The organism is Dryocola clanedunensis, from assembly GCF_038405435.1.
Taxonomy (GTDB): Bacteria; Pseudomonadota; Gammaproteobacteria; order Enterobacterales; family Enterobacteriaceae; genus Dryocola; species Dryocola clanedunensis_A.
In genome coordinates this window covers 152,967-167,626 of sequence record NZ_JBBYHZ010000002.1, presented here as the reverse complement: position 1 = coordinate 167,626, position 14,660 = coordinate 152,967, and the positions used below count along the sequence as shown (strand labels likewise).

17 protein-coding genes are annotated in these 14,660 nt (G+C 56.3%); 9 read left to right on the top strand and 8 right to left on the bottom strand.

The genetic code is table 11. The features are described from left to right. Positions 1 to 3: 3 nt before the first annotated feature. The 3 genes from pdxH to anmK form a co-directional block, all read right to left on the bottom strand. Positions 4 to 660, bottom strand: a complete 657-nt coding sequence (gene pdxH, locus AAE045_RS04835) for a pyridoxamine 5'-phosphate oxidase (protein ID WP_455546709.1) — start codon at positions 658 to 660, stop codon at positions 4 to 6. A gap of 57 nt (positions 661 to 717) precedes the next feature. Further along, positions 718 to 1,041, bottom strand: coding sequence for a C-type lysozyme inhibitor (gene mliC, locus AAE045_RS04830; RefSeq protein WP_455546708.1), 324 nt, complete (start codon positions 1,039 to 1,041; stop codon positions 718 to 720). A 93-nt stretch (positions 1,042 to 1,134) separates the two neighbouring features. Next, entirely contained in the window at positions 1,135 to 2,259 is a 1,125-nt protein-coding gene (anmK, locus tag AAE045_RS04825) for an anhydro-N-acetylmuramic acid kinase (protein WP_455546707.1), read from the bottom strand. Positions 2,260 to 2,541: 282 nt separating this feature from the next. Between anmK and slyB the strand changes: the two genes are divergently transcribed. Beyond that, positions 2,542 to 3,009, top strand: a complete 468-nt coding sequence (gene slyB, locus AAE045_RS04820) for an outer membrane lipoprotein SlyB (protein ID WP_455546706.1) — start codon at positions 2,542 to 2,544, stop codon at positions 3,007 to 3,009. 59 nt (positions 3,010 to 3,068) lie between these two features. Here the strand turns inward: slyB and slyA are convergent, their stop codons facing one another. Then, entirely contained in the window at positions 3,069 to 3,509 is a 441-nt protein-coding gene (slyA, locus tag AAE045_RS04815) for a transcriptional regulator SlyA (protein WP_455546705.1), read from the bottom strand. A gap of 175 nt (positions 3,510 to 3,684) precedes the next feature. Here slyA and AAE045_RS04810 point away from each other — a divergent pair, with 175 nt between their 5' ends. Genes AAE045_RS04810 through AAE045_RS04800 form a run of 3 tightly spaced genes read left to right on the top strand, consistent with a single transcriptional unit; the run spans position 3,685 to position 6,812 of the window. Next, complete coding sequence (locus AAE045_RS04810; protein WP_202304321.1) at positions 3,685 to 3,921, top strand: DUF1656 domain-containing protein; 237 nt, start codon at positions 3,685 to 3,687, stop codon at positions 3,919 to 3,921. Between the two features lie 4 nt (positions 3,922 to 3,925). Next, the gene (locus AAE045_RS04805) at positions 3,926 to 4,783 is read left to right on the top strand and encodes an efflux RND transporter periplasmic adaptor subunit (RefSeq protein ID WP_455546704.1); all 858 of its coding nucleotides are present in this window, start codon (positions 3,926 to 3,928) and stop codon (positions 4,781 to 4,783) included. 7 nt (positions 4,784 to 4,790) lie between these two features. Beyond that, entirely contained in the window at positions 4,791 to 6,812 is a 2,022-nt protein-coding gene (locus tag AAE045_RS04800; protein WP_455546703.1) for an FUSC family protein, read from the top strand. 1 nt (position 6,813) lies between these two features. Here AAE045_RS04800 and sodC read toward each other — a convergent pair whose 3' ends face one another. The 3 genes from sodC to AAE045_RS04785 form a co-directional block, all read right to left on the bottom strand. Then, on the bottom strand, positions 6,814 to 7,335 hold the full coding sequence (sodC, locus tag AAE045_RS04795) for a superoxide dismutase [Cu-Zn] SodC (RefSeq protein ID WP_455546702.1): 522 nt from the start codon (positions 7,333 to 7,335) through the stop codon (positions 6,814 to 6,816). A 69-nt stretch (positions 7,336 to 7,404) separates the two neighbouring features. Next, a complete protein-coding gene (locus AAE045_RS04790; protein WP_455546701.1) occupies positions 7,405 to 8,301 on the bottom strand; it encodes an aldo/keto reductase in 897 nt (298 codons plus the stop codon). A 57-nt stretch (positions 8,302 to 8,358) separates the two neighbouring features. Next, a complete protein-coding gene (locus tag AAE045_RS04785; protein WP_455547166.1) occupies positions 8,359 to 8,598 on the bottom strand; it encodes a DUF1289 domain-containing protein in 240 nt (79 codons plus the stop codon). A gap of 184 nt (positions 8,599 to 8,782) precedes the next feature. On the opposite strand from AAE045_RS04785, the gene eptA reads away from it, so the two are divergent. The 5 genes from eptA to rnt all read left to right on the top strand — a co-directional run bounded on the left by eptA (position 8,783) and on the right by rnt (position 13,658). Then, positions 8,783 to 10,411: a phosphoethanolamine transferase EptA gene (gene eptA / locus AAE045_RS04780; RefSeq protein ID WP_455547165.1), complete on the top strand. Its 1,629-nt coding sequence runs from the start codon at positions 8,783 to 8,785 to the stop codon at positions 10,409 to 10,411. A gap of 71 nt (positions 10,412 to 10,482) precedes the next feature. Beyond that, on the top strand, positions 10,483 to 11,082 hold the full coding sequence (locus tag AAE045_RS04775; protein ID WP_455546700.1) for a TetR/AcrR family transcriptional regulator: 600 nt from the start codon (positions 10,483 to 10,485) through the stop codon (positions 11,080 to 11,082). A gap of 55 nt (positions 11,083 to 11,137) precedes the next feature. Then, entirely contained in the window at positions 11,138 to 12,235 is a 1,098-nt protein-coding gene (gene nemA, locus AAE045_RS04770; protein WP_455546699.1) for an N-ethylmaleimide reductase, read from the top strand. A 259-nt stretch (positions 12,236 to 12,494) separates the two neighbouring features. Beyond that, a complete protein-coding gene (gene gloA / locus AAE045_RS04765; RefSeq protein WP_455546698.1) occupies positions 12,495 to 12,902 on the top strand; it encodes a lactoylglutathione lyase in 408 nt (135 codons plus the stop codon). Positions 12,903 to 12,998: 96 nt separating this feature from the next. Then, on the top strand, positions 12,999 to 13,658 hold the full coding sequence (gene rnt, locus AAE045_RS04760) for a ribonuclease T (protein WP_455546697.1): 660 nt from the start codon (positions 12,999 to 13,001) through the stop codon (positions 13,656 to 13,658). A gap of 93 nt (positions 13,659 to 13,751) precedes the next feature. Here the strand turns inward: rnt and AAE045_RS04755 are convergent, their stop codons facing one another. Next, positions 13,752 to 14,651 (bottom strand): EamA family transporter, encoded by a 900-nt coding sequence (locus tag AAE045_RS04755; RefSeq protein ID WP_455546696.1) that lies wholly within the window; start codon positions 14,649 to 14,651, stop codon positions 13,752 to 13,754. Positions 14,652 to 14,660: the final 9 nt, after the last annotated feature.

Below are 14,660 nucleotides of genomic sequence, written 5' to 3'. Positions count from 1 at the left end.
GGGTTACGGGGCCAGGCGGTCAATTTTCCAGGCATCGCCTTCGCGCTGGTATAAAAAGCGATCGTGCAGGCGGTGTTCGCCACCCTGCCAGAATTCCATCTGCTCAAATGTGACGCGATAGCCGCCCCAGAAGCTCGGCAGCGGCACTTCGCCCTGCTGGAATTTCTGCTTTAGCTCAAGGAACTTGCTTTCGAGGATGCCGCGCGCGGAAATACGGCTGGACTGCTTAGAGACCCAGGCGCCAATCTGGCTGTCGCGCGGGCGGCTGTGGAAGTATTTCATCACTTCGAGCGTGGACAGGCGTTCTGCCGTCCCCTGCACCATCACCTGGCGGTCCAGCATGTGCCATGGGAAATGCAGGCTGATACGCGGGTTTTGCTCCAGATGATGTGCTTTGCGCGAGCCAAGGTTGGTATAGAACACCATGCCGCGCTCGTCGAAATGTTTAAGCAGGACAATACGTTGATAAGGCTGACCGTTTTCATCCACCGTCGCCACCACCATCGCGGTAGGATCGGCAAGCTTCGCCTCGCAGGCCTGGGCAAGCCAGCGTTCAAACAGGTCGAGGGGCTTATCGGTAAGATCGCTGCGGCGCAGGCCACCTTTGGTGTATTCGCGGCGCAGATGGGCAATCTGTTGCAAAGAGTCGTTGTCAGACATGGCGTTACGTCAGGTTATCATCAGGTGGGGCTATTGTGCGCCCCACCCTCAGAAATCTCAACTTTTCGGATTTTGCAGCTGGCAGTTATTCAGCACGATGCTGTCTTTGCGGTAGACCGTAGCGGAGTCACCCTTAGACCAGAAAACGTAGACACCGTCGGTATAGCGGGCGCCCGAAGCAGACAGGCCCTGGGTCAGAGAGAGATAGTCATTGTCATAGACGAAGTTAACCATTTGCTTCTGGTTATTGAGCTTCACGGTCAGCGGCTTTTCGTCGCACTGGTACTGCAGCGTGTCGGTGTGCATCCGTTCGACGAAGGAGTTGTAGTAGCTACAGCCGGCAAGCAGCATAGGAACAGCGGCAACAAGTAGTTTTTTCATCAGCGTATCCTGGCGATCTTCTTATCCCTGGAGGGCAGGCCACCCTCCATTATCGTCTTAAGTGTAAAGAGTCGGGGCAGAAGTTAATTTCAGTTAACTCTGATTATGCAATGGATTTGCGGGGAATATGGCACCGATGATGCTGGCCTCTGACGCGCCGGTCACCGACGGGAGGTTGCCAGGCAGGCTGGAGACGGTACGACAGGCAAGCCACGCGAACGCCAGCGCTTCCATATCGTCACCGCTGATCCCCGCTTCGTCCGTGGTGCCCACTTCGATTCCCGGCAGCAGCCCCGCCAGACGCGCCATTAGCAGCGGGTTACGGCTGCCGCCGCCGCAGACCATTACCCTTTCACAGCCGCCGCTCAGCAGCACCTGTTCGGCAATTGTTACCGCAGTCAGTTCGGTAATCGTCGCCTGCACGTCTTCCGGCGCAACGCCCGGAAAAGCGGCCAGCTGGCGCTCTAACCAGCCATAGTTGAAGTATTCACGCCCGGTACTTTTCGGCGCCGGGGCAGCAAAATAAGGGTCGCTGAGCATCTGCTGAAGCAGCGGTAAAATTACTTTGCCGCTGCTCGCCCACGCGGCGTCTTTATCGTAGGGCTTACCTTTCTGCCGCCAGATCCAGGCATCCATCAGCATGTTGCCGGGGCCGGTGTCATACCCTTTAACCGGCTGGTCAGGGATAAGCAAAGAGAGGTTCGCAATCCCGCCGATGTTCAGCACCATCCGGCGCTCGGTGGGGTGTGCCAGCAGCGCGTGGTGAAAAGCGGGAACTAAAGGCGCGCCCTGACCGCCCAGGGCCATATCCCGGCGGCGGAAATCCCCCACCACGGTGACGCCGGTTCGCGCAACAATGTGGTTGTTATCGCCGATTTGCATCGTGTGGGGCGCATCTCCTTGCGGCTCGTGCCAGACCGTCTGACCGTGACAGCCGATGGCCACCACGTCCGCGTGCGTCAGGCCCTGCTTGTCCATCAGGGTTTGTACCGCCTCGGCAAAAAGCTTTCCCAGACGATGGTCCAGCTGGCCCAGCTGCGAGAGCGTCAGCTGCTGCCCCTGGCAAACCGCCAGAATCGCATTTTTTAGTTCAAGGGGGATGGGATGGCTATGGTTAGCAAGCTGAACGACAAGATGTTCATCAATAGCCGCTAATACAACATCTATGCCGTCGAGGCTGGTGCCCGACATCACGCCGATATAACGACCAGATTTCATCAGTTGCTCCTGTAAAAAATTACGGATTATCCGAGTACTCCACCACAAACGCCGGGACAGTACGATAAATTATTAATACTTTTTAACAAGTTCGCGACCTGGCGCATCCCCGCACCTCGTGGTAAACCCAGGCGTGACGCCGTTTACTCACGGTTGACGAAGGCTCATTTATTATTTTTACTTTCAGCGCTGTGAACTAATCTAAAATTCAGCATCTAAATACCTTATAATTTACCCATTATGGATGCTCACATGGGCGTTGTTGAAACAGGAGATTCTCAAATGATTTCACGTGTACTGGTTGTTTCGTTGGTCGGATTTACGCTGGCAGGCTGTGTTAATGACAGCTCCCTTTCCGGGGACGTTTACAGCGCCTCAGAAGCGAAGCAGGTCCAGAGCGTCACTTACGGCACGCTGGTCTCGGTTCGTCCGGTACAGATTCAGGGTGGCGATGACAAAAACGTGATGGGCGCAATCGGCGGGGCCGTGCTGGGCGGCTTCCTGGGTAATACCGTTGGCGGCGGTACCGGTCGCTCCCTTGCAACCGCAGCGGGTGCCGTAGCCGGTGGCGTAGCGGGCCAGGGCGTTCAGGGCGCAATGAATAAGACGCAGGGTGTCGAGCTGGAAATTCGTAAAGATGACGGCAACACCATCCTGGTAGTTCAGAAACAGGGCGCCACTAAATACTCCGCAGGGCAACGCGTAATGATTGCCAGCAACGGCAGCCAGACGACCGTTTCACCACGCTAATATGCAAAAAAAGAGGCCTGAATGATTCAGGCCTTTTTTATTGGGCAACAAACGCCGGTTCAATCCTGCGCCTGAAGCTCAACGATGTTTTGCTCAAGGCGGGCAACCAGTTTGATCAGCAGGGTTAACTCCTCGTCGCTGATCCCCGATAAAATTTCGCCGCGCGTGTGGTTAATCACCGCTTCCATTTCAGTGATAATCGGCGTGGCACGTTCGGTCAGTTTGATACGCTTTGCACGACGGTCGCTTGCGCAGGTTTGACGGGAGATTAACCCCTTCTCCTCCAGCTGATCCAGCGTGCGGACCAGAGAGGGTTGCTCGATGCCAATCGCTTTGGCCAGCTGAATCTGTGACTGCTCGGGCGGAAGCTGATGAATGTTATGCAGCGTCACCCAGTGTGTCTGTGTCAATTCCAGAGGTTTCAGGCGATGGTCAATCAGAGCACGCCAAATACGCACCAAGCGGGCCAGATCTGATCCTAGTGGCGATTCCAATTTCATCTCCTTATAATTAGCTTGCTAAGTTATTATACTGATTTTAGACTATTGTGCAGGCTTTAAATTAAAAAACAAATTCCTTACTTTCGCTGATGTTATGTAACCATCTACACTTTAATATTACAGCGAAGTCCGGGAAAACGGCAGCAGTCCCCGATATATTAAAGGATTATTCGACGTGAGCTTCACTTTTTCCGCATCAGGCCTGGCGCTTCAGGACTTAATTGTTGGCGCGTCCATCTACTTCCCCCCCCTGTTTAAACCGGTGCTGCTGGGCTTTTTCTTTTGGCTTATCCTGCACCGTTTGTTACGCGACTGGATGTATTCCGGCGAAATCTGGCATCCGACCCTGATGGATTTATCGCTATTTTCCCTGTCGGTAAGCGCGGCGTTTGTCATCCTGGCTATGTGGTAAGCAGATGAATTTCAAAACTTTAAAGTATTTCTCGACCCTCGTTGTTTTCGCGGCGGCCGTCGTCGCCGGATGGCTGCTCTGGAATTATTACATGCAGTCCCCGTGGACGCGGGACGGCAAGGTGCGCGCCGAACAGGTCAGCATCACCCCCCAGGTTTCCGGAACCATTACTCATCTGAACGTTGTCGATAACCAGTTTGTTAAAGCGGGTTCGGTGCTGTTCACGTTGGACGTCACGCCCTATCAGATTGCCGAACTTAACGCCGAAGCGCAGCTTGCCCAGTCGCAGTCCACGCTTTCCAAAGCGAATAACGAAGCCAATCGCCGCCGCCATCTGCCGAAAAATTACATTTCCGCCGAGGATATGGACACGGCGAACATCAACGTGAAGGCCGCCGAGGCCGCCGTTAAAGCGGCGCAGGCCACGCTTAAGCAGGCGCAATGGCAGCTTAGCCAGACCACGGTCACCGCCCCGGTGGACGGCTGGGTCACCAACCTCTCTACGCGGACGGGCAACTACGCGTCCACGGGCCAGCCGGTCTTCGCCCTCGTGGACAGCCATTCTTTCTACGTTGTGGGCTATTTCGAAGAGACGAAGCTCAGGCATATCCGGCCCGGCAACCCGGCTAATATCGTGTTATACAGCGGCAACCAGCCGCTGTCGGGCAAGGTTGAAAGCATCGGGCGGGCCATTTACGACCAGAGCATCGAGAGCGAGAGCGATCTCGTGCCGGATATCAAACCCAACGTGCCGTGGGTCCGGCTGGCGCAGCGCGTGCCGGTCCGCATCCGGCTGGATTCTGTGCCGCAGGGCGTGACGCTGGTTTCCGGTACCACCTGTACCGTGACTATTACGCAATGAGCCGGAGATGAAACTAAGCTGGCTTGAGTGGCATAACACCCCGTGGGGCAAAGCATCCGGTGGGCAGTGGCGCTACGCCCTGCGCAACGCCATTGCGATGTGCCTCGCCCTCACCATTGCCTACTGCCTTGATTTAGACGAACCGTACTGGGCAATGACCTCTGCGGCGGTGGTCAGTTTCCCTACCGTGGGCGGCGTGGTCAGTAAAAGCCTGGGGCGTATCGCCGGCAGCCTGATAGGCGCGACGGCAGCACTGATTATTGCCGGTAATACCCTTAACGATCCGTGGCTGTTTACGCTTTCAATGGCCGCCTGGCTTGCGCTCTGCACCTGGGTCTCCAGCCATTTCCAGAACAATGCGGCCTACGCGTTTATGCTGGCGGGCTACACGGCGGCCATTATCGCCTTTCCGATGATTGATACCGTGGAAACCACCCAGCTGTGGGATATCGCTCAGGCCCGCGTCTGCGAGGTTATCGTCGGGATTTTATGCGGCGGCTTTATGATGATGGTGCTGCCCAGCACCTCGGACGGCACCACGCTCATCACGGCCCTGAAAACGATGCACGCCCGCCTGCTGGAACACGCAAGCCTGCTGTGGAAGCCGGAAACCACCGATGAAATCCGTACCGCCCACGAAGGGGTCATCGGCCAGATCCTGACCATGAACCTGCTGCGCATTCAGGCCTTCTGGAGCCATTACCGCTTCCGGCGTCAGAACAACCTGCTCAACTATTTGCTGCACCAGCAGCTGCGCCTGACCAGCGTGATTTCCGGCCTGCGCCGCATGCTGGTGAACTGGTCAAATCCGCCCGAACGTTTGTGGCCGCTGCTGGATGCGCTACTGAAGGAACTCGCCCGCCCGGAAACCCATAAGTATCAGGTTGCGCGCCTGCTCCAGCAGCTTGCGCCGGGGGTGGGCGACGACTATCGCCACCATGCCTTCTGGCACCGCCTGCGCTATTTCTGCTGGCTGTATCTCGACAGCAGCCGCTGGCTGCGCGAGCTGGAGAACGCCACGCCCGTTTCGGTCATAACACCGCCCAAAACGCCCTCTCTTGCCCGCCATACGGACAGCGCAGAAGCAAGCTGGAGCGCGCTGCGAACTTTCTGCGTCATCATCGTGACGGGCGCGTGGAGCATCGGAACGCAGTGGGATGCCGCAAGCGGAGCGTTATCCCTCGCGGCCATCAGCTGCGTGCTGTATTCCTCGGTCGCCTCTCCGCTGGGCTCGCTGACGCTGCTGATGCGCACCCTGCTCTGGCTGTCGCTGTTCAGCTTCCTGGTGAAGTTCGGGCTGATGGTGCAGATAACCGACCTCTGGCAGTTCCTGATTTTCCTGTTCCCGCTGCTGGCAACGATGCAGCTGCTCAAGCTTCAGCAGCCTAAGCTCGCTGGCCTCTGGGGCCAGCTAATCGTGTTTATGGGATCGTTTGTCGCCGTTACCAATCCGCCGGTTTACGACTTTGGCGGTTTCCTGAACGATAACCTCGCCAAGGTCATCGGCGTGGGGCTGTCGTGGGTGGCATTCTCCGTCCTGCGGCCAAGCTCAGACACGCGAAAAAGCCGACGTCATATTCGTTCGCTCCGCCGTGGTTTCATCGATCAGCTAAGCCGCAGGCCGCAGCGTGATGAAAATCAGTTCGAATCGCTCGTTTATCACCACATCAGCCAGTTAAGCAACAGCAAGGATGAAACGGCCAGGCGGTGGCTGCTGCGCTGGGGGGTTGTGCTGCTGAACTGTTCGCACGTTGTGTGGCAGCTTCGCGGCTGGGAAACGCGATCGGACCCGCTGTCTAACGTGCGGGACGTCTGCATTCATACGCTACGGGATGTTATGAGCGAACGCGGCGTGCAGCAGCGTCCTCTGGGCGAGGCGCTGCGGGAACTACAAAGGATTTGCGATACGCTTGCCCACCACCACAGTCCTGCGGCGCGGGATCTGGCGGGGATCATCTGGCGGCTGTACTGCTCCCTCTCACAGCTGGAACAAGCGCCGCCTGTCGGTACGCTGACAGGCAGCAGCTGAGCTACTTAATCACGCCGCAGGCGTAGCGTGCGCCGCCACCGCCCAGCGGTTTGGGCCGATCGGACATATTATCGCCGTCCACGTGGATCATCAGCGCTTTGCCCTTCACGTCATCAAGCTTTTTCAGGCGCGGTGCTGTGACGGGCTCCGTTGCCTTACCGTCATTGTTCACCACCAGCACGGGTAAATCCCCGAGATGCCCCACGCCTTCCGGCCCCATATGTTTGCCGGTGTTTTCCGGATCAAGGTGGCCGCCCGCCGCCTCGGCGGCTGAAGGTTTACCCTCTTTCATGGCTGGCTCACAGGTACCTTTGGCGTGAACATGAAAACCATGTTCTCCGGGCGGGAGCGTACGCAGGTCAGGGGCAAATTCGAGCCCCTTATCGGTTTCGTTGATGGTGACGGAGCCAAGAGAGTGGCCGATGCCCTGCGGCGTGACGAGATTCATTTCAACTTTTTCGCTTGCCGCCTGGGCTGCGCCGCAGGTCAACATTGCGAGTAGTGCGAGACTCAAACGCTTCATCATTACCTCCTGTATTTATTTGCCCAGTTAAGGTTAGGCAGAATATGGCCAGGAGGCAATTAATCAGGCTTACGGCACGTCGTAACCCAGCGCGGCTTTACGAATGCGGAACCACTGCTGACGGTTCATTTCCAGCGACAGGGAGTGGATTGCAGAGCGCACGCGCTCAATTTTACCCGAGCCGATTATTGGCAGCGGCTGGGACGGCAGGCGCATCACCCACGCATAGACAACCTGTTCAATCGTCTGGGCGCCGATTTCGTTAGCCACCGCCTGCAGCTCATCACGCAGGGGCTGGAAGGCCTCATCGTTAAACAGGCTGCCGCCACCGAGGCAGGACCACGCCATCGGGCGGATACGCAGCTGCTGGCACTGATCGAGGGTGCCATCCAGAATGGCAGGCTGATGGACCGGAGAAATCTCCACCTGGTTAGTTGCCAGCGTAAACGGCAGGCGCGATTGCAGGAGCGCAAACTGGGCCGGAGTGAAGTTCGACACGCCGAAGTGGCGCACTTTGCCGCTCTTATGCAGTTCGGTGAAAGCTTCAGCGATTTCATCCGCGTCCATCAGCGGATCCGGGCGATGGATCAGCAGCAGATCGAGATAGTCGGTGGCAAGCTTCTGCAGCGAGGCTTCGGCGCTGCTGATGATGTGGCTGCGATCGGTAATGTAATGGCCGAGCGCGTGGTCGGGATTCGCGGTAGTGGCGATACCGCATTTCGTGACAATCTCCATTTTCTCGCGCAGATGCGGCACCAGGCGCATTGCGTCGCCGAAGGCTGCTTCACAGGCGTAGCCGCCGTAAATATCGGCGTGGTCGGCGGTGGTGATCCCCAGTTCAACATGCTCTTCAATAAAACTGGCCAGCTGGCGCGGAGACATATTCCACTCCATCAGACGCCAGTACCCCATCACCAGGCGTGAAAACTCGGGTCCCTGCGGGGAAATCGTAATGCGCTGTACCATAAAGCATGACCTCAGTATTGGAAGAATTCTGCGCCGGAGTATAGCGGGGATAAATGATTAAAAAAGTGAGGATTGCTGCGGTTCTTCGGATGCACCGGTGGCGTTTGTTCGTAACTTGCGCAAAAAACGCTGGCGGCACAGGCGCAGCACTTCCTGCTTCTGGGGATCGCTGAGCTTTTGCCAGTTAAATCGCTCGTCCCGGCTGCGCATACAGCCGCGGCAATACCCGCGTTCATCCGACTGGCAGATCCCACGACAAGGGCTTTGTATCGGGAAAAACTCAAGCTGCTCGGCCACTTTTACCCCCACGCTCTGACTTCCTTCAATTGAAGCCCGACATCAGAAAGGATGCAAGCCCGGCATGGGAATAAAGCCAACTTAAACGTTCCATCAACAAAGCTGCGTTTCACGGTGACGTTAAGGTTCGCCTAATCTTCCCTCTTTATTCTGGCCACAATCTCCAGAAATTTTTATGGCCGTTATGGAACTCATTAAAAAGTTACAATGTAACGATGCGAAGTTTAACCTCTGCTGCGCATTCTTCTTTACCGTTATTAACGCCCTGTTTATTCGTCGCAGCTGGCAAATCATTGCGCCCGACTCCCTGCACAGCTGGCTATTTGCAGCGACTGTTCCGGTCGTGCTTTTTTGCGCCTGGCTGACAATATTCAGCGCGATCAATATTCCATGGCTGCGCAAGCCGATGCTGGTAATACTGGTGCTGGGCTGCGCGGGCAGCAATTACTTTATGTATACCTACGGAGCCGTCATCGATAAGAGCATGATGGTTAACGTCTTTGAGACAGATTCCCAGGAGGCCACCTCGCTCATCACGCCGCAGCTTATAATGTGGCTTGCGCTGGCGGGTATTATCCCCGCTGTTATTCTGGGCGCGATTAAAATTAAACCTGCGCGCTGGTGGCATATTGCCCTCACCCGCCTGGTAGGAATTCTGGCAGGGCTGCTGGTCATTATTCTTGTGGCCTCCGTTTTTTATAAAGATTACGCCTCGCTGTTCCGCAATAATAAAGGCGTGGTAAAAATGGTGACCCCCGCCAACTATATCAGCGCCATCGGCCGCTACAGCAAAGAGCGCTGGTTTGCCGGGGATCAGACGTTGATTCGCATCGGCGAAGATGCCAAAAAAGGCCCGGTGATTAGCCAGCAGAAAAAGAAAACCGTCGTCATTCTGGTGGTGGGTGAAGCTTCGCGAGCCGAAAACTACTCCCTGAACGGCTATGCCCGTGAAACAAACCCGGAGCTGAAAAAACAGGGTGTCGTTTATTTCCCGAAAGCGACTTCCTGCGGGACCGAAACGGCCGTTTCCGTACCCTGCATGTTTTCAGATATGCCGCGCAGTAAATACGATGCTGACCTTGCGCGTCATCAGGAAGGCCTGCTGGACGTGATGGGGCATGCAGGGGTGAACATGCTGTGGCGAGATAACGACGGGGGCTGTAAGGGTGCCTGCGACCGCATCCCACATACCACTATGCCCCAGTGGCAGCTTGAAAACCTTTGTAAGAGCGAGTCGTGCCTTGACGATGCGGTACTCCACCGGCTGGACAACGTGCTCGACGGCGTGCAGCAGGATTCGGTAATTGTGTTGCACCTGATGGGCAGCCACGGCCCGGCGTACTACCAGCGCTATCCGGACAGGTTCCGCAGATTTACGCCAACATGCGACAGCAACCAGATCCAGGACTGTGACCGTCAGGCGCTGATCAACACCTATGACAATACGATCCTCTACACCGACGACGTGCTCAGCCGGACGATTGATAAGCTCAGGGCGCGACAGGATAAATTTAACACCGCGCTGGTCTATCTTTCTGACCACGGGGAATCACTGGGCGAAAGCGGGATTTATCTGCACGGCACACCTTATATGCTTGCCCCCTCCCAGCAGACGCACATTCCGTTCCTGTTCTGGCTGTCGAAAGATTATCAGCAAAACTACGCGGTCAACGCCGACTGCCTGGCGAAAAAGGCGGCCAGCAGCGATGTTTCTCAGGACAATCTGTTCTCAACGATGCTGGGCATGATGGACATTAAAACTTCTGAATATCAGTCAGATATGGATATTCTCGCCAGCTGTCGTAAGGGCTGACCGGCCGGGCGGTCAGAAAAAAATCCGCCCGGCGCTTGCGCTAGACTGACCGGTCTATTACAGTAAGCCCCATGAACAGAAACCCTGCACATGATACTCGTGAACATCTTCTTGCCACCGGCGAGCAGCTTTGCCTGCAGCGCGGCTTCACCGGCATGGGATTAAGCGAACTGTTACGCACCGCTGACGTGCCGAAAGGCTCTTTCTATCACTACTTCCGCTCAAAAGAGGCGTTTGGCGTGGTGATGCTCGAGCGCTATTACGAAGCCTACAACCAGCGGCTGCAGCAGCATTTCTGTCAGGGTGCCGGAAACTATCGTGAAAAACTGCTCGGCTGGTATCAGGAATCCCTGACTTATTTCAGCCAGCACAGCCGCCTTATCAGCTGCCTGACGGTGAAGCTCTCGGCGGAAGTCTGCGACCTTTCGGAAGATATGCGCGGGGCGCTCGATAAAGGCGCCGCGCAGATTATCGCCCAGCTGGCAAACGCGCTGGAGAAAGGCCAGTCAGAAAAAAGCCTGCTGATTAACGGCAGCGCGATGGATCTGGCACAAACGATTTATGCCCTGTGGCTGGGCGCCAGCCTGCAGGCGAAGATTTCACGCAGCGCAATGCCGCTGGAAAGCGCGTTCGTTTATGTGGATCGCTTAATTGCGGAGCCCGTCTCCTGACGGGCTTTTTTATTTATTTCATTACTAGACGACCGGTCTATTCTAAGGATTAACTATGTCAGCAGATAAATTGTTTACCCCACTGAAGGTGGGTCCCGTTACCGCTCCAAACCGCATTTTCATGGCTCCGCTGACGCGCCTGCGCAGCATCGTGCCGGGAGACATCCCTACTCCGCTGATGGGTGAATACTACCGCCAGCGCGCAAGCTCCGGCCTGATCATCACCGAAGCGACGCAGATTTCCGCTCAGGCTAAAGGCTACGAAGGCGCCCCCGGCCTGCACAGCGAAGAGCAAATCGAAGCGTGGAAAAAAATCACCGCGGGCGTTCACGCTGAAAAAGGCCGTATTGCCGTGCAGCTGTGGCACACCGGGCGCATCTCCCACTCCAGCATCCAGCCGGACCAGCAGGCTCCTGTCGCGCCTTCAGCCCTTTCTGCCGGAACGCGCACCTCGCTGCGTGATGAAAATGGCAAAGCGATCCGCGTCGATACCTCCATGCCGCGCGCGCTGGAACTCGAAGAAATCCCGGGCATCGTGAACGATTTCCGTCAGGCCGTGGGCAACGCCCGCGACGCAGGTTTTGACCTGGTTGAGCTGCACTCCGCGCACGGTTATCTGCTGCACCAGTTCCTTTCCCCGTCCTCCAACCACCGTACCGACGCCTACGGCGGCAGCCGCGAAAACCGCGCCCGTCTGGTGCTGGAAGTTGTGGATGCGGTAAGCAAAGAGTGGAGCGCTGATCGCATTGGCATCCGCGTATCACCTATTGGCTCGTTCCAGAACGTTGATAACGGTCCGGACGAAGAGGCGGACGCGCTGTACCTGATTGAAGAGCTGAACAAACGCGGCATCGCCTATCTGCACATGTCCGAGCCGGACTGGGCGGGCGGCGCACCTTACAGCGACGAATTCCGTCAGAAAGTGCGCGACCGCTTCAGCGGCGTGATCATCGGCGCCGGGGCTTACACTCCGGAAAAAGCAGAATCCCTGATTGAGAAAGGATTAATCGACGCCGTTGCGTTTGGCCGCGATTACATTGCCAACCCGGACCTGGTCGAGCGTCTGCACCGCAACGCCGAACTCAACGAGCAGCGCCCTGAATCCTTCTACGGCGGCGGCGCGGAAGGCTACACCGATTACCCTACGCTATAAGATTAGTAGGTGATTGATAGCGGCGCGCAAACGCCGCTTTAAATGCTGGCAAAGAAGGAAAAAGCGTGGTTTTTCCTTCTTTGCAGGAAGGTGTCGAAAATCAATAAATTGATTTTCCTGTTTATCTGTTTAATGGTATCTGACAGAAACTGGAAATCATTAAGTTTGTTTTCAGTCTGAGCGGCGCGCAAACGCCGCTATACTTACCGCACATTCAAAACGTTTTCGGATGTTAAACGTTTAATTCTAAGAGGATTTTATGCGCTTACTTCACACCATGCTGCGTGTTGGCGACCTGCAACGCTCCATCGAATTTTACACTAACGTGCTGGGCATGACCCTGCTGCGCACCAGCGAAAACACCGAATACAAATACTCTCTGGCCTTCGTGGGCTACGGCCCGGAGACCGAAGAGGCGGTTATCGAACTGACCTACAACTGGGGCGTGGACAGCTACGATCTCGGCAACGCCTACGGCCACATCGCGCTGAGCGTAGATAACGCAGCCGAAGCCTGCGAGCGTATCCGCAATAACGGCGGTAACGTGACGCGCGAGGCTGGTCCTGTTAAAGGTGGCAGCACCGTGATCGCTTTCGTCGAAGATCCGGACGGTTACAAAATCGAGCTTATCGAAAGCAAAGACGCCGGTAAGGGTCTGGGCAACTAATCTCCTGTTAACGGGTGCTCCCTGCACCCGTTACTGCAACACTCCGCAAAATTTGCCATAATGCGCGCTGCATTTTCCCCGTATTAAGAGATCCTGATGTCTGACAACACGCAACTGCATGGCCTGTGCGACCGTTTTCGTGGCTTTTATCCAGTCGTCATCGACGTTGAAACCGCCGGGTTTAACGCCAAAACCGATGCCCTGCTGGAGATTGCTGCCATTACCCTGAAGATGGATGAGAACGGCTGGTTAATGCCTGACGAAACTCTGCATTTCCACGTTGAGCCTTTTGAGGGATCTATCCTCCAGCCTGAAGCGCTGGCCTTCAACGGTATCGACCCGCATAACCCACTGCGTGGAGCCGTCAGCGAATATGAAGCGCTGCACGCCATTTTCAAAATGATCCGCAAAGGCATCAAAGACAGCGGCTGTAACCGGGCAATTATGGTGGCGCACAACGCGACCTTCGACCACAGCTTCACAATGGCAGCAGCAGAGCGCGCGTCGCTTAAGCGTAACCCGTTCCATCCGTTCGTGACCTTTGATACCGCAGCGTTGAGCGGCCTGGCTCTCGGTCAGACCGTGCTGGCAAAAGCGTGTATCGCGGCAGGTATGCCGTTCGACAGCAGCCAGGCACACTCGGCGCTCTATGACACCGAGCAGACCGCCCTGCTGTTCTGTGAGATTGTGAACCGCTGGAAGCGTTTAGGCGGCTGGCCGCTGCCGCTGCCCGAGCAGGAAGCGCCTGAGGCTTAATAGCAGAAATGGTGGATGACGACTTCGCTTATCCACCTTACAAATCAGTGAATACGTAGGTCGGATAAGCGAATGCGCCATCCGACAATATCCTCAGCCGTGAAGTTTCCCGCGCGTATCCAGCGAAATCAGCAGCACCGAAGAGATAATCAGCAGCGAGCCAATCCAGTCCGGCACCGCGAACGACACCCCCAGCAGCAGCACCGATAAAAATGCGCTGCTCAGCGGCTCCGCGCAGCTCAGAATGCTGGCCTTTGGCCCGCCAATCATCTGCGCGCCGGTCAGGTACAGGCTGAAGGTAATCGCCGTCCCCACCACCACCAGATAGAAGAAGGCAAGCAGCACGCCGCCGCTGGCGTTGAAGCTGCCGATCTGGCTGGCGTAAAACGGCAGCAGCGCGATCCCGCCAAGCAGCATACTCCAGCCCACTACCGGCAAAGTGCCGTAGCGCGCTATCAGCGCTGAGGGATAAGTTGTATAGAAAGCGGCAGAGAACGCCGAGGCGATGCCCCAGAACAGCGCGGCCGTAGAAATAGTCAGCGACGTTGGGTCGCCGTGCGTCACCAGTAAGAACGTCCCCACCAGCGACGTGCCGATAGCAGCAAATACCAGCTTGCCGGAGCGTTTTTTCTTCACCAGCGCAAACCAGGCCACGATTATCGTCGGCGAGAGAAACTGCAGGACGGTGGCAGTGGCCGCGTTAGACTTCTCGATCGTCACCAGAAACGTAAGCTGGACTATCAGCGCGCCGAATACCGTAAAAATCAGCAGCGAGATAAGATCCTGACGGTGCTTAAACACCGCGAAGATCTTGTCCCCGTGCATAAACGACAGCGTCAGAAGGATTAAACCGGAAAACAGCAGACGCAGCATGGTCAGCGATTCCGACGAGATATGACTTCGCTCCATCATGAACTGGGCGCAAACCCCGGAGCTGCCCCACAGCACGGCAGCAAACAGCACGTACAGCATCCCTTTCCGACTAACGCTCATTTCCCCTGC